A 23,113-nucleotide genomic window follows, 5' to 3' on the forward strand; every position below is an offset into this window, starting at 1 on the left:
TCTAGCAGTTGCTAGTTTATTTGCGGAGTTTGCAGCACCACCAGAACTAGAACTTCCTGCATAATTGTGCGTATGAGATGATGGTGCGAATGTAGATGGCTTACCTGTAACATTACCCCAAGCAACAGAATTTGCACTGCCAGCACTATTCGCATAAGATGCAGTACCGCTATCAGTACCAGAAACGATACTACTATATGCTTGTTTATGAAGTGCGGTACCAGCTGCTGCAATAGTAGCATAACACTCGGTAGATGTTTTTGCATCTGTTGCAGAGGTTCCACTTACTTCTGAAGAATTGACCAGCACCCAAGTTCTGCTGATACCACCACGCGCACCACTTGCAAGTGTACGGAAACAAGTTCCAGCATACGATCCTCCTGTTTTAAAGAAGGCATCTGCGTAAGTCTTTCCAAAAACATTGTAAATTCCGACTTGTACGCTATCCGCACTTAAGCCACAACGAACCAGCCATTTTACTTCAACTGTCGATGCTAAGCTGCTGTTATTCGTACGTAATACAATTCGTACAATACCGAAGCCACCACCACTATAATCCTGTGAGATAAAGAATGTGGTTGATTTATCTGAATAGCTTGCAGCAATAGTATCCAGTTTTGCGAATCGATGGAATGGATAATTGTTTTTGTCGCCTACACTCGCAGACGAACTATAAAATCCGATATTTGCAGAGGAGTTACCACTACCATCATAGTTAAAACTTAGCGTGATGTCAGTTCCACCAGATACGGTTCTAGCAGTTGCTAGTTTATTTGCGGAGTTTGCAGCACCACCAGAACTAGAACTTCCTGCATAATTGTGCGTATGAGAGGTAGGAGATTTCCCATTTAGAGCAGTTGTAATAGCATTTTGAGTCATGGTACCATCTGTAGCCGACCCAGTTTCAGTATAAAGCTTAGTTATTCCTAAGTAACTTGATGTACCTACAGAATATGTCGTATTTGTAGGGATTACCCATGCACCATCTGCACGAAGAAACTTTAATTGTTCTCCTATATTAGGTGCAGGAACAAGACCAGCACTTCCGGCAGAAGAAGAAGTAGCACCCTTCATGTTTCCATAAGTATGATCGGTAAATAATGCATCTGCAGGCACTGACTTACCAAGTGTATATGAACAAGCTACTGGTTTACCACCTGAGAAATATACTGGCTGAGTTGATGATCCAGCATTAGAAGTAAGAGCAGCGGCAGATGATGCGCTACCTGCAGAAATAGCATATTTAACACTTTTTGTGGCATCAGCAGTATTGTCAACGTTGCCTAATCCGACTTCACTTTTAGTATGCGTATGTGAAGACGGAGCTTTCCCGTCAACTAACTCTTTTAATATTTTACCCTGTGCAGCAGATAGAGACTCAGTTGTAGAGCTGCTTATTAGATTATCCTGAATACCTCGCCAAGTGTCACTTGAAGGAGGCGTATAGCCAAGAGCGCTTATTACATCGCTTTTTGTAAGATCAGCTTTTACATAAGAGAGTTCTGACCATTTATGCGTACCATCTCCCACTTTATGTTTACCGAATTTATCACTTGTAATTGCTATTTCTCCACTTAAAAGAACAGGATTATTTTTATTCCAATTAGCTTCCGTATCATATTTATGTTTGATTCGTATATTGAGATTTTGTTCTCCCATTGTGCACCTCCCTTTTTTAATTTTTATTTAAATAGATATAATCTATAATTTTCATATTTAGTAAAGCAGCCTCATAAAAGAGGCCACTTTCATTTAAACAGATGTCCCACAATTTAAAATAAGAGTATTGGCTCCATTAGTTAAATAATCAGTATTTAAACTTTTAACACTAAGAGCAACATTTCCTCCACCGTTAAATGCTACAGCATCAGCAACGGCACCTCCAGTAAGAGAGAAATTTCTTGATGCTGCAAGTTTTGTTGCAGAAGCAGCATTACCTGTACAAGCAGCCGCAGAAGTAGCAGTCGTTGCGTTACCCTGAAGAGCACCTGCAAAAGTAGTAGCAACAAGTTTTCCAGCAGTTGTATCAAGATATACACCTGTATCAAATACCTGTTCTCCAATACCAGTTGCTGCACTTGTAGTACCAGTTACATAAGCCTTTGCAGTAGTATTAAGAGTATTCTTTACTTTCTGGTCAGTTGTTTTGTAACCTTTTCCTTCAACAAAAGCGGCAACAGCTTTTGAAGTTGGAAGCTTAGTAGAAGTAGAAGCAGCTGCGATAGAAGAATCTACCTGTTTTGTAGCAGCTTCACCTACTGTAATTTCTCCAGACTTAGCACTTGTTGTAAGATTCTGTGTTGTAGTGGAATACTTAACAGTAGTAACGATTTCATCACCAGATGGTACAACAATCCATTTTGGATCCTTTGACATAGCGACTACTAAGTCACCGACCTTAGCTGTCACAGCAGCTCCTGTATAAGAATTATCAGCAGCTACAGAAACCTGAGTAATTACTTTATATGTATCGCCTATTACAACAGAAGATGTAGGAAGAGCAGTAGCAGTACCATTAGTTCCAAGTGTTCCTTTAAACACCATTGCATCAGAAGCAGCAATAGAACTTGAAATTTTGGCATCTACATACTGTTTTGTTGTTGGCTGTAAAGCATCAGTTGGATCGGCTGCAAGCGTTACTGTACCTGTGAATGTACCACCGGCTTTTGGCATAGCCGCGTCTGCTTTTGCACCCTGAGCGGATGTAGCATAGGCACCTGAAGCTGTGTAAGCAGCAGAACCTAGCCCTTTAACAGCAATATTGTCAGTAGCATTGCCGTTAACAGTTAATTTAATTGTGCCGTTATTAGTTCCAGAAGTAATAGATACAGACTGAACTGATTTATCTGCTTTAGCACCTTGTGCAGCTGTTGCAAATGTCTCGGCACCTTTAAATGCGGCAGAACCAAGAGCACCAGAGGCATGCGGAACTAACTGTCCGGAAGTATTTGTTACTACAGGAACATTGGCTGTCGTTCCAAGAGCGGCTCCATTTACAGGAACTTGTCCCTGTGAAGCTCCAGCTCCTTTATATGCAGCAGATCCCAATCCTTTTACTGCTATATCTGTTGCTGCTCCAGTTCCTGTTGTTACAGAGATTGTACCGTTCGCAGTGCCAGAAACTACTTTACGGACTGCGTTTGTAGCAAGAGCACCCTGTGCGGCAGTTGCATAAGCAGAAGTATTTGTATATGCAGCACTTCCTAATCCTTTTACCGCAATATTATCTGTAGTTGTTCCATCTACAGTCAGTTTTAATGTACCGTTGTTAGTACCGGAAGCAAGAGTTACGTTCTGTACTGAACCATCACCAATCAGTGCAGAGATTTCTTCTGGTGTCATAGTCGCATATGGCAATTCAGCAAATGTTTTAACCCCATCACCAATTTTAATTTTGTAAGCGCCAGATTCTGTAATTTCAATCGCTTGTTCACCTTTTAATAGAACAAGCGTAGATTTCGCCCAATTAGCGGTTGTGTCCGATTTAAGGGCAATACGAGTATTCAATGTCTGTGTAGCCATTCACATCATCCTTTCGAGCTACCGCATTGCATGATGAATTCCTTTTCAGGATCAAATGCCAATGCATAATATTTGATATTATTATCATCCCATCTATAGATTGCATTTGTGGTTGTGTCCACATAAATTGCATTTGTTTTACCAATTGTTGGAAACAATGTATAAGATGCATAAGGGATGACTTCTTGCTGATCAGCTATATATTTTTTAATATAATCAACAAGCTCAGTAAGACCTTGTAAATTAAGAAATTGTTCTTTCATTATCTGCACATCCCTTCGCTTTAATTAAAGCAAGGGGAGTAACCCCTTACTTTACGCACTAAATAAACCTTTGATAGACGCACTTGGAATTGCTTCGTATCCATCTCCAACAAGCCCCTTAAGAGCGGTGATATCAGATGTGTTCTTAGCAATCTTCGGTTTTTCAGCGGCAAGATCTTTTTCAAGAGCAGTAATCTTACCTTCGGCAGTATCCATTCTGCCTTTAACAGCAGTAATATCTCCAGCATTCTTTTTATCAGCAGCTTCTAATGTAGGTAATTTCTTTTCAATAGCATCAATTCTTCCTACAGCGGCTGTCAGATCTTCAGCTTTCGCATACTGAGAAAGGTCAGAATCTGCAAGAGCCTTAGAAACATATTCAGCAATATAACTTACGATATCTTTAGATGTTGCTGTGTTTGGGAGAGTACCGATAAGTGTTTTCAGCTTAGAGATATCCTCTTTATTGGTAGTAATCTGACTATTCATTCCTGCTGCATCAGATGCATGAGAAGAAATCCAATCAGAGATTTCCTTCAGTGTGTCATATGCTTCTGGGGCGCCGTTAACAATCTGAGCAACTGCATCAGAAACAGCTTTCTTTACGGATCCAGCCCCGGTTCCATTAAGAGTACTGATTGCTGCGGTATTAGCTGCAACACTTGATTTCAGAGCAGAATCATCATATGTGCCTGTCTTTACAGCTTCTTTAATATAAGAAACTACATCTTTAGCTTTAGCACCAGTAGGAATAGTACCAACATAAGACATTACTTCTGTTTTTGCTGTGTTAGCAGCTCCGGCTGCATCGAAATCTGTAGCCGCCTTTCCAGAATCTACAAGATTACCATTAGCATCAAGACCTGCAAGATGTCCGGAGATAGCTCCTTTTACCTTATCTGCTTTGCCTGTTGGCTGTGGAATAGTAATAGTAAATGCTGCTTCATCAATGGTTACGGGAGCAGTTTTTGTATAGAAATAAAGTGTGTATCCGTCTTCTGACTGGGATACTGTTTTAATTGAGCTTTTAACAGCTTCACTGATTTTTGTGTCAATCTGTACGTTATGCAGATTTAAGAACTCCTGAAGATTAGAAAGTGTAGCGAACTGTAATTTTGCCATAATTAATTTCCTCCTTGAAATATATTTGTTAAATCTTTAGAATCAATACCACCAAGTTTTCTTTCTAAAGCAGCGTCAATATGTTCGTCTAAAACATCCAGAACAGTTTCTTCAATGATATTTGAAACATATTCTTTTACAGAATCAGCACTTGCAAAATTCTGCTCATTGATCCAGTTTTCAGTGATATAACGATCAGTCGTATATTCACCATCCTGCTGAATGAAGTATAATGTAATAGATTTTCCTTGCATTTTTGTGATTGTTGTGCTGGAAGTATCAGCGTCATGAGATACAAGATACAGAACATCGTCTGCAGAAGATTGAACAGTAGTATTGTTTCCGCCAATGATAGATTGGCCTTTTACTTTATAAATACCATCATCGAGTGATGATATCTTTACTGGGACAACAAGAGTACCTATAAGATTTGTAATAGGCACATCAGATAATTTGTTATAAGACAAGCTATTAATATATTCTACGACAGTAGACTTGTCTTCAAGGTTACCAATAATATTATCCAGAAGTGTAGAGAGTTCAGAGGACTTAACATAATTATCCAATCCGATTGTTTTCTTGACTTCTTCAATAATATGATCTCTATCCTCATCTGTCATAGAGACATCATAAGAGAAGAGTAATTTATCTCCGGTGAAGAACATAAGATTTGAGCCAATGTATTTTACATCCGTAATCTGTTTGTCACCTTTGACATATTCTAATGTGTTGTCGATGGTCACCCATGCTATACTCTTACTGTCTTGGATGTAACAAAGTCCTGGGTATTTTAGCACCCCTCTTTGTAAAGCCTTTTCTGCAATTTGCTTAGTTGATGCAGAATACCAGGTTGGAATTAACGCCATGCTGTGATCACCTCTTCAATTTGTCATATTCATATTTTGAAATTTCTTTTATTGCATAGATGTCATTATCAGGCGGAAAATTATAGAGACCTTCAATGTGCCATCCATATTTTCCGTCTGAACTTAAAATAGCCTGTGCTTCTGTGATATCACATAGAAGCAACAGACTATGTTTCTCCTGATATTTGATATACAGGATATGATTAAGGACATCTACGACTTCATCATTTTTGATTACTTTATAATACATGTGATATCCTCCTTATAATATGGGAATGGTTACCCCTCACTTGAAATTGAGAACATAAGTAAGATTCCAGAATTCTGTCCTGGATAAGAGAACCCATATGTTCCACCGGCTTCATTGACTGTATACAGCCAGTTTGCAACTGTAGCATTTGGAGATCTGGTCCAGTAAGATTTATACTCCGTAGGAGTAGAAGAATTTGCTTTCTTTCTGGTATCATCATCTGTGAAATAAGCAATAGGAGCATTTGTTTCAGAAATATATGGTTCAGAAGTAGCAGTAGGATCAATTTCGTACAGAGATGGAACATAGAATCTGCAATTAGATACGGATGTATCATTTGATTTATTACCAATAGAAGAGTATACTTTTACAGGTTTGATCAGAGCTTTCCATAAAGGAGAAATAGCTTTAAGCAAACGTGTATTCAGCCATGTGTTCAGAGAAGATTCAGCCCATCCACCTGCATTTGTGCTCTTATTATTATAAGGCTTTTCAGTACCTAACAGGTTTGAAGCAACAAATGTAATGTTAGCTCTCTTTGAAGCAACGTCAGACAGATAATATCCTTTAAACTTAGCCACTTCCATAGGGATTATTTCGTGGATCCATGCAGCAATATCCATACATTGTTCTTCACCAAGATCTGCGTACCATACTTTAGCCCAATGTATAGTGCCTTTTGCAAAGTTTTCATATGCTCCGTCGTCAGCTTTAGAACATCCAAATACGAGAGTGGAACTATGCTCTGGAATCCTGATCGCATTCAGAGTAGTAGAAGACACTTCTTTCCCAGTCATGTTTGAATTGTATACATAAAGCTTCTGACTTCCAGCTTCATGACGGAATACAATAATCTCTCGATTTGTTCCAGCAGATGGAGTTATACTATCAGTATTCCATGAGAAACGAGGTTCCTGAGAATACCAAAGTCTGAATCCATTTGAACCATCACCCTGAAAACACTGAGCAAGAGTGGAGTTTACACTATTTCCTGAATCAAATTCAAAGTCAATAGCAATCGTAAAGTCTCTGTCTTTTTCCATGATCTTTAATCCGGTGTCAATATAGTTTGTTCCATCAAATTTAGTCGCAGTTGAAATAACTTCATGCTCTTCAATGTCGCCATAGCTATAATCAACACCAAGTTTGAAATCTAATGTATCTTTTAATGATAATGATTTTGCTTCAAGTCCCATTTTCATAAGAGTATAAAGCTCAACCTGTGTCATATTGGCCAGATCCTTACCATCAAAATATCCATCTACATATTCGCAGGTTTCATATACTGCATTGATCGTTTTATTTCCATCGACAAATCCTGACTTATCCCATCCTTTAAACAGATTGTACTTATAAGCAGATTCCTCAGCAGTATATACAGGAGTATCACCTGTATATTTTACATAAGAACCATACTGGGCAGTAGATTCTTGAAGAGATAATCCTTTAGAAACATATTTTACAGTATATTCACGAATTTTACTGTCATATACAGCAGTAATAGTTCTGTCAGCAAAGATTCCTGTCATTGAACCTTCCCATCCTTTGAAGGTATAATCAAGCTTAATTGTGCTTTTCTTTGTAGGAATAGGAATCGGATTAACTTCTCTTGTAGTAGGATCAACAGCGTTTCCACCTTTATCTACGTACTGGATATCAAGGATAGTATTACTTTCATCATCATTTATAAATGTAACTTTGAATTGAGTAATGATTGAATCGTAAGTAAGAACAAGGTCTGTCCAGATTCCAGGTTCATCTTCAGAACCAACAAATTCTTTATATTCCTGCTGTCTGACTACAGGAACATGAACAGATCCAGTAAGAACAGACTGCTCTGTAGTAGCTCCATTATCATCAATACCAGTAAGCTTTGATAATTTCAGAAGAAGCGTAGTATCATCAAGATTCCATGAGATACCAGTAATTGTTACGGTACGAAGAGTATTAATAGCAGCATTTAAGATAGCAAGAGCATCTACGATAGAATTCTGACATACAAATGTCTGTAAATTATCGTATCCTGCAACCTTAAGATCAGTTAAGTCTTTGAGGTTCTTGAGTGTAAGAGTGTTGATAGAAGATGGGAGATAAGCATGAGCAATCTTACCATGATTAGCAAATAATACAGATGTTACAATAGTTCCATCAGCATAAAGATTAATAAGATTTTCACATGCAGACAAGTTAACAGATCCTGTAAGATTTGGACAATTACGAATATCCAAAGTCTCAAGAAGAGTATTATTACCCATATTAAGAGATGTCATAAAAGTATTCTGATATCCAGCTGTATTATTACCAATGATAAGAGTTTTCAGCTTAGAAGCCTTGGAAAAATCATTATCATGAATATAACAAGCAGAGAGGTCATTTAGTGCCTCAATTCTTGATGCAGCATAGATAAGAATAGCTGTATCATCCATGTTTGTTAGATTAGTAGTAATTTCATATTCTTGTCCGGCTTTTGCACGTACCTGAGTGGTTTCTGGAGAGTTACCATAAAGTACAGAAATATACATGTCAGAATAAGGAATAATTCTCAGTGTGTAATCTGGTTTGACTACAACTTTCTTAGGTGTATTACATCTGAACATGATCTGATCAGACTTTACATCTGTATGTAAGAATTTCGTTCCCATATAAATATGCTGGTCACGTTCCCATTGTCTGAGATGATATTTTTCACGTCCATTCATCATCTCATTAAGGAATCTTACTGTTCCAGCACGATATGTTCTCAGATATAATCTTTCATAGTGGATTCTCCAAAGTTCTTCTGGGAACTGGCTCTGCCAAGCCTCATACTCATTAATTAAATGAGAATCAGACCAACAGTTAGAGTCTACAGACTGATACATATTTCTTAATTCTTGTGTAAATACATCACGTATTCTGCACCACAATACAGATTCAGCAGCATTGAAAACATAACCAGATGAAGGATTTCCTTCTTCTTTATAGTCAGTATCTTCCTTACCATATGGAAATGACAGCTCACCTGAATTATTAATACCAAGCTGAGTGTCCATATCATATGCCCATAGATCAAATCTATAACCATTATGCAGAGCAGCCGCATCATCATCTATAGTATAATATTTAGCTTTATCACCCATAGTTGTAGCTTCTTCCTGAGTGATATAATGTTTTGCCCAATGCGGGAAAACATTCTTGGCTCTATTGTCAATCATACTATATCTGAGTGTAACTAAATAGAAATAGAGCATTGCATCCTGAATACACCAATCTTTCAAGCCATCTTTAAATTCTTTATCACTAGACGTAATTACAAACTCATAGAAGTCTCTCCAAATCTGTTTGTTATCTGTACGTATTTTCTTTTTTGCTTCATCAGAAGTAAGAGCAGAACCATCCTTAGAATCGCCACAACAATCATATCTGAATTCAAATGATCCATCCCAGTTATTATACAGAGCATCATATGCTGTATTACCAGTTTTCCATTCAGCTTTACTGATAGGATATTTCATAGTTCCATCTTGGTTTATTATACCGGTCTGGAATGCAGAGTTTGGAAGAGTATTGTCACTGATTTCAATACAGAATTCTTTCATATCCTCTGGATCATAAGCTCTTGTAATATCAGTCTTCTTTGAATCTCCCATATTACCGAGAGAGTAGAAGTGCCAGTCTGTATCCTGAAATTCTCTATGAGTAGTAATATCAGGATCAGATTCTTTAATAAAGATTACACAGTTGACAAATTCCATAGAGTTCTTAACTTTAGGATCTCTACGTACCGCAGGACTTTCATATGGTAAAAAGTCGTTGAATCTCTTCTGTCCTAATGCATTAGTTGCCATATTTGAAGATGCTACATTTACTTTAAAATTCCACCAATTATTTGGAACAGAGTTTCTTGTAAGACTAATCTTACCAGTTCCGTCCTCATATTTTGTGCCATCACCAAGAACTAACTCTGTCTTATAGTTAGGATCAAGAGGAATCTTACTATTGATCTGATGTACACCATCCGCACAACAAATAACATCAATATTTCTGGCAGCAAAACCATATTCATTACTTGTAGTTCCCTGTCCGGCGTGGAAACAGTTAATAAATTTCCAGTTATCTAATTTAGGATCCCCATTCTTATAAATACATTCCATAGAAGTATTTTTAACAAAATCCTTCTTATCATTTGTAAAGTGAGGGGCTTCAATTTTTATAATTCTTAAATTCGGGCAAGCATTAGCTACAGAATCTGGAGTAAGAGCATTATTGTCATTGTAGATCTGGTTTCTATTATATCTTGCAATCATTTCATCTGAATCTCTGGCATCTGCAATAAAGTTAGCAAGAATGTCAGAATCTGTGAGAGAAGCAGAATAAGCTTTCATTCTATAAATCAACACATCACAATCCGGAGAACCAATAGAAATTGGGGCAGGAGAATACTGGTGCAGTCTATGAGAATTATCATAAATAAGAGGTCTTCCTCCAACTCCGTCTTCATAAGTCATAATGATAGAAGTTGCAGATGTGTCTTTTGTATCAATTGTATTGATATTATATTCAAATTCAATAATATCCTCTTCGCTATATGGAAAATATAAGCTGTCAGTAGAAGTGTTCACGTATGCTTCATGAACATCCATTTTAATACCTACGTCAGAGCCTTCAGTACCATCAATACATGATAAGAAAGTAGCAGAAGCATTACGAACATTCTGAGTCTTAAATACAAATTTGAATTCAGAACCAGTCTGTTTCGGGTCTTTTCCGAAGAGATTATAATTAATCTGAGCAGTTGTTCCAGCTTTTACACAGAAATACTGATTTCCAGAAGCATCAATTTGGTATCCACCATTATCCCAGTCAAAGTTATCTGATACTGAAAGAGTAATAGCAGAGTTATTTTTATCGGTCCAGAGTCTGTCGGTATCTCCATTGGATTTTCCAACAGGGTTAAAATCAAATGCTAAGTTAGCTGTGATTGGTTCAACATCAATATCAAGTTTAGTGATATTAACTGATAAAATCTTAGTCACTTTACGACATGAGATGGTCAGGTTATGTTTTCCTTCAGTGGATGACTTATAACTCCAGATTTGAGCAGAACGATTTACAGAAAGAGTGCTCTGTACTTTACCATCAATTGATAGTTTTACAGAGGCTGGATTGTGATCAGGATCATATACAACATATTTAATACTTGTTGCCTGGTACTGTTGTGCTGTAAATTCCTGTTGAGCACATCCAATAATAGGAGTTCTATTTGTAGGATCAACACAAATAATATCCTTACAAACAGTATTTGAGGTTATTTCTTTATTGTTAATTGTCGCAGTCATATATACTTTGAGTAAATGGCTGCCATGTTCCTGTTTAGGAATATTATAAGACATAATTCTACCGGAAGACTGAGTTTCAACAGTGCCTAAGTCTTTTCCATCAAGAATAAAATGAAGAGTCTTATTGACATTTCCGTAAGGTGTATACCTAAACACTACATCTGTATTTGTATATAACAAAGTATCATCAAATGTGCTTTCAAGTTTGAATTCTACAATAGTAACAGTCCATGTCTTAGTGGCAAGTGTCCCAAAACTGTCGGTAATAGTTAATCTAATAGTATTTGCACCGACATTAAGATATTCAGTGATATCAAAACTATTGTTTCCTTGCGCAGCCGTATTCGTAGCTACAATAGTATTACCAACTTTCCACACAGCAGTACCGGCTCCAGTTGTATCACCAGTATTATCTACAGATGAAAAACTATATTCAATAATTGCTTTTGAACCAAGTAAGAAAATAGCATCTGCATTTGTGATTCTTTCAATAGTAATAGTAGTAGTATCTGAGGAAGATCCTCCACCACCTTCAATTTTAAAGCTTTTCTGGATTTCTCCATCCTTTAAAAATGTAAAAATACTATTTTCGTATGTAACATCGTACTCTGCAGCCGCAGGATTTTTCTTGATTTCTTCAATGGCGGCTTTAACATCTGTAATATCTGTATTAATTCCTTCAAACTGAGTATCATAAGAAGTCATATTTTGTTTCAAGATATCTACAGCATTTTTGGCCTCATCAGATTTTGTAGTAGCACTTTCTACTTTTTTCTCAATGTTTGAAATAGTAGTTTTTATCTCTGAGACAGCAGTAGTATTGGCATTTACATTCTTTTCGATTTCAGTTTTAGCTGTTTCAAGTGGACCAATTCGATTAGAGATTACTGTATCTTTCTCGTCCATTTCTGCTTCAAGTTCCTGCTTCAATGCAGCTCTCCACTCAGCAGATGGCTCAATAGAACTAAGTTCTACAGTCTGAATAATAGTTTCTCCATCTTTGAATACTAATGAACCTTTTCCATTGACAACAGAATACTCAACTATGAGGTTTGCAAGACTGTTAATAGTAATAGGTTCTCCAATAGGTTCCGTTCCATCTTTAAACACTAAATTTCCAGTTGTGTTGTCATATTCAACTTTTAAGTTCTTCAAACTGTCAATACCAGAAATAGCAGTGTTTAATTCTTTGACTTTTGTATCAACTTCTGTTTTTGTATAATATGCTTTCAGAGATTCAGTTACTGTTCCATTAAGATCATTCATAACAGATGTTTTTACATCTGCCTTTATATCATCTACATTAATAGAGGCAGCAGAAGCCTTTGCTTCATCTGCGTATTGTTTTGCTTCGGCTACATGACCAAGAATCATATTTACAAAACTTGTATACCAATCTTCAGAAGGTTCAATGATTCCGTCATAATTTAATCCTTGAAGAACAGTAAACTTACCATTTGGTCTGGTTCTCCAAATATAATTGTTTCCTTTTTCATTTACGCCAGTAGCCATAATTTCAAAAATTATATCTCCGGCATTTGCTGTAACAGCAGCATCAATCAACCAACCAAATCGAATATAAGTATTATTGGAAGCTACATTGATAACTGTCGCTACTTTACCCTTTTTCTCAGCTACAGATTCATACCTTATCTGGATGAGCATATCCATAAGATCCATACCATCCCAATATCTTGGAATCCTAAATGGCATATACTGGCTGTTTTCTTCCTGCATAATATTAATCTGTGTAGCATCAACGGCAATATTTTTTAAGTTATCCACTGTTGAATATGCATTGTCTTGATATTTGGTATATACTTCATAACGACCATCAGTACATAATGTATATTCCTCAGTATCTACGGCTAACTCAGCACTCAAAGTCATTGCCGAATTAGCCGCAGCAGCAATTTTAGAATCTTTAAATGACATATCATGACTCCTTTACTTTAATAATTTATCCAGATCGACAACCTGATCAAGATGAACAACTCCATCCTGTGTACCATCAGGATCTTTACCTGTCATATCTTCGGCTACCATAGCAGAAAGATCTTTTACAACGATACCATTTCCAGTATCTTCACCATTTCTGTCTGTTAAAGTGATTTTTCTGTCTTCTGTATTAAGACGAATATCTTTCACCATACCTTCATAAGTTGCTTTATTCTGAGCATTGAGATCTTTAATCATTCCTTCCATAGCAAGGAGTCTCTGATCAATTTCAGTAAACAATTCAGAAGGTTCATATTTATCAAATTGTACAAGTGGAGTAATATGAATAACACCTGATGTGGTTTTTCGAATATAAGAAGTGTACGTTCCATCTTCATTAGCAACAAGTTTTAAGAACGTGAAAGATACTTCGATATCCCCGGCTTCAGCAGTAAGTGCTGCATCGACAGGAATTAAATACTGAATATAATTCTGTTCATATTCAAGATTATTTATAATAAGTTGTGTCATTTTAATTTTGTCTGATATCGGAAGCTTATATTTCATATAAACAGTAGTATCAGTCATATCAATCTGTTCTCTGTATAGTTTGCTTGTCACAATCTGAATCTTATCTACATAGTTACTTCTTTCCACAATTGATTCTTTGACTGTTGTTACAACAGTATTTTCATCTGTAATTTTTAGTGTATACATAACTTCCTCCTTCCTTACTTAGTCTGAGCTTTTTCTAAAGCTTCAATTCTAGTCTGTAGTGACTTAATAGTTTCCTGCAGTGTTGTGACTGATGAATTCGCATTATCAGCACTTTTCTTGATCTCAGCAGCATTCTGAGTCAAAGTAGTAATATTGTTCTGTATTGTTTCGATATTATTGGTCATGCTAAGTAATGATGTATTGATCTGTTCAATTGAAGTGTTAGAAGAAGAATCTGCAGACTGCAGATCAGAGATAGATTTCTGTACGGCAGTCATAGATTCTTTCAATTTATCCACATCAGCTCCCAGCTGAGTAAGTTTTCTTCCAACAACAAGGGCATCAGCGAATGCACCCTGTTTAGATAATGTCATATCTGATTCAGGGAGATTAGCCAGATAATTATAATCATACTTAACAACACCAACAGAGGTTTGAATTCCCTGAATATATGTTGCCATTATTACTCACCTTTTTCTACAAATTCATATAGTACTGTCATATCAAGCATAGACAGTTTGTCTTCATTAGATTTAAGCATTTTCTTGAGAGATTCCTCTGGGATCATCTCAACATCAAGTTCACATGTTTTATCATAAATTTTCTGCAGACTTTCTTGGATTTCAGGGATGATTTTATCTTTTATGTCATCATTAAGAGCACGATTTCCTGTTTCATTACCGTTTTCGTCAACAATAGGATGTGAGTTTTCCTCTGTAAAATAAGAATCAACTAACTCCTGCTCAACCTCTGAGATTTTATCTACCTGCGCCTTAAGAGCCTTCAGATTCATTGTATTCGCCCAGAATACATCAACATCTCCTGCGATTAAATCCGCACGACTCTTCATAGAATTTAATGTTTTATACATTGCCATAATGTCTGCATTTACAATAACTTTTTTCATAATCCTTGTACTCCTTTTATATTAATATGTAACTTTATTTTCTCTGACGAGTTCTTCAATAGCATCATTTAGATATGCTTCAAAGTCAGAATATAATGTTTCGATAGCCGCTTTAGAATCTTCTGTAATCAAAGCCTTAGCTTTATCAATAGCCATCTGTTTAGCAGTTTTCTGAGCTTCTGCATCAAACTTACCTTCCTTCTTCAAAGCATCTACATAAGTCTGATTAACTGTGAGCACTGCTTTACTAATAGCATCAGTAGCAGCGTCTATATATTTTACGAGCTGATCATTCTCCAAGTTCTTTTCCTGTTCTTTAATCTTTACTTTTAGGAAGAGGATTCCATAAGTAATAAGAAGTGGAAGAATACCAGTAATGATCAGATATAATACGTCCTGAATACCCTGTTTAATATTCATAGTCATACCTCCATTCATCCTACAGCCTCATCTTCAGATACATGATCGAAGACTGGCTTTTCTTGTGATTCTAAATTGCACATTGCAGTATCATAGGTAATACCTCCGACCTGGTTTTCTTTACTAGCTTTGGCATAATATCCTAAAATTGTAGGAATCAACGCTGCCGGAATACCTATGAGCGCATACATATAACTTGTATCTCCGGTGAGACTTATCATATGTTCGCTAAACCAAAGAATCTGTAAGCAGATAGCAAAGACTACAAACACAATAAGCTTACTTGTATTTGGTTTTTTAAAATTAAATCTTTTAACCTTTGCTGCCTTCAGATTTCGTTTCATTTCAATCTGCCGATTTTGGGCTTTAATTCTCTTTAATTCAAGTTCATATTCTCGACTGGTCAAATATTTCACCTTCTTTGCATAATAAAAGACCACGATTGCTCATGGCCTCTTATTTATTCAGGAATAATTCCATATACGTATGTTTCAAACTCTGTAAAATCTTTCAGGACTGCTTCTTTATTTGTTTTAAATGCTTCACTATCCTGAATAGATTTATTGATATTTACATTTCCATCTTTACTAACAGATGCATTAAGATAAGCAACCTGCTTTGAGCTTTCACCTTCACCGATCATAACCTGACCGGATACATTTCTTGTTTCACTAATTTTTAACATAACTTTTCCTCCATTTTTTGTAGTCGTTGAGTAATGAGAGAGAGCTGTCCCTGGAGTATAAGAATTTCATTCTTAAGGGATTGATTTTCAGATTCGAGAGAATCAATACGATGATGGGCTTTTTGAGTCATGTGAGTATTGAGAGAAATGAATTCAAGGTAATTCATTGAATATTCATCAGTACGTCCAACAAAATTAGGCTTATCTAAAATAGCTTTTGTAACCATACTATAATTTTCTGATTCAAAATTATTTTCTTTTAAATGCCTTTCTGTTTCCCTTGCTCCAAATCCGAAATGTATTTTAGGTATTTCATCATCGTTTGGACGTTGTTTAAATTTATATTGAATTGGATTTAATGACATATAAAACTTGTCAATAGATGAAATAGTATTAATACTTTTAATATCATCTTTTATATACTCATCTGAACCACCGTTTAAAGCACCTGTATAATAAATATTCTTCCATTTATAGCTTGCATTTCCTAAATTTAAGCCCTCCATTTCATATGGACCGAAATATCTTGCAGATCCATTTGATGTAACTTCTGCATAACGATTTTTTTCACTATTATGATATATTTTCGTTACAGATGTATAATCTACAGATCCAGCTGGCCCACGTGGACCAGTCGCTCCTTGTGGCCCACGAGTACCATTTTTACCATCTTTACCATTGGTTCCGTCTTTTCCCTTAGGGATACTAAATTTAAATGTCAAAGTATCTCCTGCAGTGTTTACAGAAGTCTCTACTTTAGGATCATCGTTATAATTAACTTGACTAGCAGTTGCTTTGTAAGAAGCAATCTTTCCGCCACCAGAATTTAAAGATGTGTATGTGTGTCCACCCATATGAATTGCGTTTACATACAAACAATTAAATTTATTATTTTTAGAACCAATATTCATGGTTGCGCTTGCGTCTCTTTTGATACTTGTTATAACCGGGATTCCGTTTGTATTCTCATCAGTTTTTTTTTCAGTATAAATATTATAAGGCATAATACACCATGTAGCGGTAACATCAGCATCTTGCTTATCTACGTTACCAATACCAATTGCACAACCACCTTCTGTATTTGGAAGCAACGTATGATTATGTCCATATCCATTATATGAAAAATATTCTCGATTATCATAATCAAGATAGATTGGATTTCCAGAACTATTAACTTCATATGGTGTCCATTTCATATTCTGATAAGGGATAGATCCTGTTTTAGTATCTATAACAAATTGACTTTGTACTAAACAATTGCTTTGTATTTGCATAGGCGCAGTAACAAGGAGAGTATCCCCCATGATTCGCAAAGTATTTCCACCACCAACATCTGTAGATATCATATATCCGCAATCATTATTTAGCCCGAATCTTAAATCACCGCTTGTAAGTCCCCAATTAGTAGCAGAGATGATTTCTCTTGAATCAGTAGGGTTACCGTTTACATCATTATAATAAATGCTATAACTTCTTTTTGCAGTCATTGTTCTTGCGGTTACATTTCCGGCGAAAGTACCAGAAGAAGCATAAATAGTACCAGAAATAATAGCATTACTTGCTTGTAACAAACCATTTTTTGACACTTTAAATCCAGTTGCCCCAGAGGGTATTTCTTGATCTTCATTTTGAATAATTCCAATTTTTCCATCAATAGTAATATATCCACTAAGATCAGATGGAATATTAGGTCTATCGTCAAGATCATTATAACTTAGTCCGTTAACAGTTGAACCTGGTCCAAGTGTAAGTGAATTAGCAATTATATCTCCTGTAAAGCTTCCTGAAGTGGCTGTAATATGACCTTTAAATGTAGCGCCTTGACTATTAATGTTTAGGTAATCACCCCAATGAATACCATCTGGACTTATACTTATGCTTCCTTTATTAGCAGTTAAAGAATTACTTGAAATAATCCATCCACCAATAAATCCATCATTAGCTGCAATCTTACCTGTAAACTCACCTTGATTAGCATACATCTTACCGTTAGAATCAACCATAAAATTACCGTCACCAAGAGCAATGCCATTGATTCCTACATATACATTTTTATTCGTTGAAATAGAAGAGGGATATTGAGTAGGAAAATCTTTTAATCCAGAATACAATTTTCCAGCTTCAATAACGAAACCTTTTTCGCCACCAATATAACCAGAATTAGCAGAAATCTTTCCACCAAACTCTCCGTCACCTTTGAAATGAGCTTCCCCTGAAGCATCTATACTAAAATTTTTCGAAGTAATAGCGCCGTTCTCCATGTCAATCAATGTTCCAGCCTGGGAATAAAGAGGAGAAGTGTTTGAAGGATCTTTGTAATTATTAGATTTCAGTTTTCCTGTTTTGATCAAGAGAGCATTAACATTCTCTGTACTGATAGCTCCAGCATCAATCTGAGTCTTGCCTGCAGTTGTGCCATTGGTATTGATTGCTGTAATCACACCATCAATATTGATCTGATCTGCTTTAATACCTACAACTTTAGATGAAACAAGATTTATAAAATCTGGGGTCAGCTCTAATTTAGATTCTCCAGTCCCACCAGTAGCAATAAGATTCAACTTATCAGCAGTCTGTGTTATAGAAGTAGAAGCTGCATCAAGCTTTTTATCTGTCTCAAGCTTATTATTTGAAACCGTCTGAGTAATTCCATCAACAGTTTGTTTATACTCTGTATATTTTGTATAGATAGACGATCCGTCTTCATTAAACAAACTGTTTTGTATACTCTGTACGATTTGACCCTTTTGAGGATCAGTAATGTTAGTAATCTGCTCAGTTGTCTGGTCTTTAAATGAAGTATATTGCTGACCGAACTTTTTACCATCAAGGTATACCTGACTGATATCAATTCCACCTTGTTCATTCGGTTCTACCATAGTAAAACTTAGTTTTTCTTTATTGATTGTTCCATCAGAGATCATATTATTGACAATAGTGTTATCAGGAATACCTGTTTGAGTGATACCATTTTCATCAAATAATGCTGTCTTATCACCGTTCTTGACAACAAAATTAAACTTTCCGGTACCATCCTGACCAATCTGTACCCTAACAGCTCCTGTTGAATCATAGAACTGCTGAGTGCTATTCTTAAAGGCAATACCAGCTTTTCCACTAGAGATGATCATAAACTCATCAGCAGTAGCAGTATGAGTATTTAAGTCAGCTACGGTCATCTTCTTAGCAATAAGATCCGTGATTACTGCTTGGTCAATAGTTACATTCTGAGCAGTAAGATGTACTGCCTGGAGATTACCTACACCAGCATTTCCTGCCAGGAGATTTTTCACATTAATCATATCAGCATTAATCTGGTTAGATTCTATAATCTTAGCTGACAGCTTTTCAATATTTGCCTGTTCCGCTTCGAGAATACGAGTTGTGATCTTATCTGCGGAAATAAGTTTTACATCGAGATATTTCATGAAAGCAGTATCAACAGTAAGCTTATCAAATACACCTTCTTTTGCTTTCACGAGTTCTGCAATAATTGTATCAGCAGTAATGGTTCCGCCAGACCCGGTTCCTCCAGTGACAGTTCCACCTAACATTGAATTGAATAGAGGATTTGAAAAGATTTGTTTGATAGCTTCTGATGTGATGACATAATCAGAAGTAGAAGATTTGTTGACTGAATTAACACGACCACCATTACGGTTGGAAGTATTAAGGGCATCGTTTAAAAGAGTATTATAATCATTCCTTTTAGCTTTGTACTGAATCATATTGCTAAAAGTAACTTCCATAGATTCATCTAAATCACAAGGATTATATGTGATTTCAATTACTCTTAGTTTAATATAATTAGTATCAGTGATTCCTACACGCACAAAATCATTTACCGCAAGCTGTTCATGGTACTCCTTAAATTCTGGAAGAGCGTATACATTCTCTACATCATCAGTATATGTATATTGTGGATGTGATTCCACATACAATTCTTCCAATGCATCGTCATAAAGAACTTTAGACTTATCTACGGCATCAGCAGTACTGTCAAGAGTAGTAACAATAATATTTTCATTTGTATAAGTGGATTGGCTATATAAACTCTTAATAATATATGTTTCTTTATCAGTAAAAGCTGAGTATTTGTTCTGTACTTTACCAAAATTTTCAAGTAATACATCTTTTGCAATCTGGTTTCGTTTCTCTTGAATTTCAGGTTTCTTAGCCTTATCATATTCAGCCTGGCGTTCTTTTAAAGCAGCCTCAGCCTGATCTTTTAAATTCAGATAATCCAGATATTTTTGATGCATCTGAGTAAAATATGCTTCTTCATATCCAGAAAGAGGATTATAACCATCTGCATAACCACTCTTTTTTAATTCTTTAATACAGCTATCGTAAGTTGAAATCTTTACTTTTAATTCTGAGATTCCATATAACTTCCAATCAGTTTCATAAGCTTTTATAATATTTTCAGATTGCGTGAAATACCCAAACTGGCTAGGTGAATCGCCCATCTCTAATTGCATACCGCATATAGTGAAATCATTAGTTCCAGCGAATGCTACATCAATTAAACGAGAAGAAAGATTAAAAGAAGTATAAACTCTTGTCCAAGAAGATGTAATGTTATAAGCAACATTCTTTCTATCTTCTCCAGTGTTATTATAACCAAGATAAAATGTACCGGATCCTTTTACAAAACAACTAAGAGTATATCTCTGAGATGGTTCGATACTGATATTGTGTTGATAGATGCCACCATCTGTACCAGTTACTTTAACTCCACGAGTGATTCCATAAGCAGGAGCATCATCAATTTGTATAGTTTGAAAAGAAGAAGTTCCAGGGTTTACCATATACCAATCTTGGCCCAACACAATCGGATTTACACATGAAATAATATTTCCTTTACCGAATCCTTCTACGGTTTCGTCTTGAGCTTGTAATGCAGCTACAATAGATGGAAGAGTGTAGTTCATAATTGATTCATATAAAGGCCAATCATGTGACTTTTTTAAAGCTTCTAAATCAAAATTCTTTTCATCATCAACATATAGAGCTTCTAAACCCTTAATGATTGCCATGTTAGCATTATATGCATCTTTTAAATCTTCAACTTTTTTCCCGAACCAATTTGTTTGAGCAGTATCAATTGGGACTCTATTCATTAATTCAGTAAGAACTTCCAAATTTTTATTATATTCTTTGGATAAATTAATAAACTCTTCTCTGTGGGACTCCCGGTAGCTTTGCCATGCATTATATTTTTCTTGTAGTGAAGTATCCATGTAAGGCTCACATATAAAATAGGAAAGATCAGTAATTACAGAATCACCAAAATTGACTGCATCAATATTATAATCATCTAAGCCTTCAACATAAAATTGTGTAACTAAATTTTCATCTCTGGAAATAGTTATACTATTCTGAATGTTTCTAAAACCCAAAACTACATTTGTATCTTTACCTAAGCTGTCAGGTCTATAAACATTTATGGTCATATTTACAGTATCAAACTCAAACACACATTTATAGGCTTGTGCGGCCTCTTGTGTTAAGAAAGCATATACATTTTGATCGTCTACTTCAAAGTTACATATATTATTAGGGAGTAATTTTCCGTCGTCATCAGGAGTAATATTATCCACATAACCTATATGCCAACCAGGGACATCTGCATGTTTTAATACTAAATGTAAAAAACTTAGATCTTCATTTTCTGAATCATAAAACTTAATCTGATAAAACTTATTTGTATCATGAGTTGCCTGATACATCATTTCATAGGAATCTTCTTCGCCCATATTAATTTTAAAGTTTTTCAGTTTATATTGAGTAAGCATGATTTCATAAGACTCAGCAGTAATCTCTTTAGTTTCACGCAAACCATCATTATTAATAGTTGGCGGATCTACTATTTTGAACCAAATGCCATCACAGTATAGCTCCATTAGCTCATCAAGTTCTTCATACCCGTCAGTAACAGTATTGTTTATGTATTTATCAACAGTAAATGTTAATTCAGCTGTATTATTAGTTTTTAACGACAATGAAGCGGTAGATGTATCAATGCCTCCTAGCGCACAATATAATCTTTTGCCAGGTTTAGCTAAATAAATAATAGAAGGCTCAGTACGTCCATAAATATCATACTTATGATTTATTTTCACCCAAACGCACCCACCTTTCTTGGTTCTCTATAAATAAGCTCAAATGTAGCATCACCAGTGAATCTTAATTCATTTTCACCGTAAGCCAATCTAAGCCAGTATATATTATCTATATCTTTTACACCCAAATCTTCAAAACTTATAATTGAATTAGTAATGTCATATATTTTTAAATGCTGGCAATCAATATAAAAGTCATCATCTTTTAAAGCATTTATTTTCATTGTTCCGTTATTGTCTGTTACATTTTGGATTGTAATAGTGCCATGGCTTTTAGGGGAAATTTTAATAAGAGGATAGATGTAATCTTCATGACAGTCAGAAGTGTTGTTAATTATATAAGTTTTTGGAAGAGTAGAAGAAGAGGTGATATTATGCGTAATCTCAGGAGTGTAACCATATGGACTGTCGCAAGTGACTGTAAAATTCATTTCATATGGGAACACAACATGATCAGTAGTAATTTCTGTGAATGTAGCAAAGAACTCTATATCTTCGTAGAAGTAGTCACCACCAAGTATCTTAAATAATTTTGGTGTTTGTGGAGAAGTTAACCAGCCATTAATAATACGGATATTGCTTGAAGAAAGGTAATCAGTATCATTCATCTGTATAACACCTAATTTAACATCTGGTATGTACTCCAATGGGAAAGTAATAATACCATTTTTCAATATAGGAGTACATTTTTCTGGGTATGTAATGATTCCACTAGATAATTCAGGTGTCACATTTATATTGTGACAAGGATTTTTCATGATGCTAAGTGTAAAGCTATAATTATCACCGTACACTGTTCCGAAATGATTTTCTCTTGCTCTATATCTATTCTTTTCTCCTAACTGTAAAGATCTGCTTTCAAGATTATCATTGTCTGTGATTCCAGTCATTATAATCCCGTATTCACTAGAATTATGTCCATCAAATTCAAATTGTAACATTTATTCACCTCTTTCATTTTATAATTTCATACAATAAAA

At 35.6% G+C, this 23,113-nt stretch carries 14 protein-coding genes and 1 pseudogene; all 15 read right to left on the reverse strand.

What is annotated here, in order from left to right; translation table 11 throughout:
* Window positions 1–1,659: pseudogene (locus ACESZG_RS10270) on the reverse strand (hypothetical protein); the annotation flags it as partial.
* Between the two features lie 93 nt (window positions 1,660–1,752).
* A complete protein-coding gene (locus tag ACESZG_RS10275) occupies window positions 1,753–3,522 on the reverse strand; it encodes a hypothetical protein (protein ID WP_373218105.1) in 1,770 nt (589 codons plus the stop codon).
* Between the two features lie 5 nt (window positions 3,523–3,527).
* On the reverse strand, window positions 3,528–3,785 hold the full coding sequence (locus ACESZG_RS10280) for a hypothetical protein (RefSeq protein WP_118520370.1): 258 nt from the start codon (window positions 3,783–3,785) through the stop codon (window positions 3,528–3,530).
* Between the two features lie 51 nt (window positions 3,786–3,836).
* Window positions 3,837–4,907, reverse strand: coding sequence for a hypothetical protein (locus ACESZG_RS10285; RefSeq protein ID WP_368256483.1), 1,071 nt, complete (start codon window positions 4,905–4,907; stop codon window positions 3,837–3,839).
* Between the two features lie 2 nt (window positions 4,908–4,909).
* Window positions 4,910–5,773 (reverse strand): hypothetical protein, encoded by an 864-nt coding sequence (locus ACESZG_RS10290; protein WP_373218108.1) that lies wholly within the window; start codon window positions 5,771–5,773, stop codon window positions 4,910–4,912.
* Window positions 5,774–5,780: 7 nt separating this feature from the next.
* The gene (locus ACESZG_RS10295) at window positions 5,781–6,023 is read right to left on the reverse strand and encodes a hypothetical protein (protein ID WP_055053273.1); all 243 of its coding nucleotides are present in this window, start codon (window positions 6,021–6,023) and stop codon (window positions 5,781–5,783) included.
* A 29-nt stretch (window positions 6,024–6,052) separates the two neighbouring features.
* A complete protein-coding gene (locus ACESZG_RS10300) occupies window positions 6,053–13,276 on the reverse strand; it encodes a DUF6273 domain-containing protein (RefSeq protein ID WP_373218110.1) in 7,224 nt (2,407 codons plus the stop codon).
* 12 nt (window positions 13,277–13,288) lie between these two features.
* On the reverse strand, window positions 13,289–13,996 hold the full coding sequence (locus ACESZG_RS10305) for a hypothetical protein (RefSeq protein WP_373218112.1): 708 nt from the start codon (window positions 13,994–13,996) through the stop codon (window positions 13,289–13,291).
* 14 nt (window positions 13,997–14,010) lie between these two features.
* Window positions 14,011–14,457: a hypothetical protein gene (locus tag ACESZG_RS10310; RefSeq protein WP_373218114.1), complete on the reverse strand. Its 447-nt coding sequence runs from the start codon at window positions 14,455–14,457 to the stop codon at window positions 14,011–14,013.
* A gap of 2 nt (window positions 14,458–14,459) precedes the next feature.
* On the reverse strand, window positions 14,460–14,903 hold the full coding sequence (locus ACESZG_RS10315; protein ID WP_373218116.1) for a hypothetical protein: 444 nt from the start codon (window positions 14,901–14,903) through the stop codon (window positions 14,460–14,462).
* 21 nt (window positions 14,904–14,924) lie between these two features.
* A complete protein-coding gene (locus tag ACESZG_RS10320; protein ID WP_055053268.1) occupies window positions 14,925–15,323 on the reverse strand; it encodes a hypothetical protein in 399 nt (132 codons plus the stop codon).
* A 14-nt stretch (window positions 15,324–15,337) separates the two neighbouring features.
* Window positions 15,338–15,730 carry a hypothetical protein gene (locus ACESZG_RS10325; protein WP_373218119.1) on the reverse strand — a complete coding sequence of 131 codons (393 nt, stop codon included), beginning with the start codon at window positions 15,728–15,730 and terminating at the stop codon, window positions 15,338–15,340.
* Window positions 15,731–15,783: 53 nt separating this feature from the next.
* Window positions 15,784–16,008, reverse strand: a complete 225-nt coding sequence (locus ACESZG_RS10330) for a hypothetical protein (RefSeq protein WP_373218121.1) — start codon at window positions 16,006–16,008, stop codon at window positions 15,784–15,786.
* Complete coding sequence (locus tag ACESZG_RS10335) at window positions 16,002–22,133, reverse strand: hypothetical protein (RefSeq protein ID WP_373218123.1); 6,132 nt, start codon at window positions 22,131–22,133, stop codon at window positions 16,002–16,004. The genes ACESZG_RS10330 and ACESZG_RS10335 overlap by 7 nt, the downstream gene beginning before the upstream one ends.
* On the reverse strand, window positions 22,130–23,074 hold the full coding sequence (locus tag ACESZG_RS10340) for a hypothetical protein (RefSeq protein WP_373218125.1): 945 nt from the start codon (window positions 23,072–23,074) through the stop codon (window positions 22,130–22,132). Before ACESZG_RS10340 ends, ACESZG_RS10335 begins: the two co-directional genes overlap by 4 nt.
* Between the last annotated feature and the right edge of the window lie 39 nt (window positions 23,075–23,113).

The organism is Blautia sp. Marseille-P2398 (assembly GCF_964240315.1).
GTDB lineage: Bacteria > Bacillota > Clostridia > Lachnospirales > Lachnospiraceae > Blautia_A > Blautia_A wexlerae.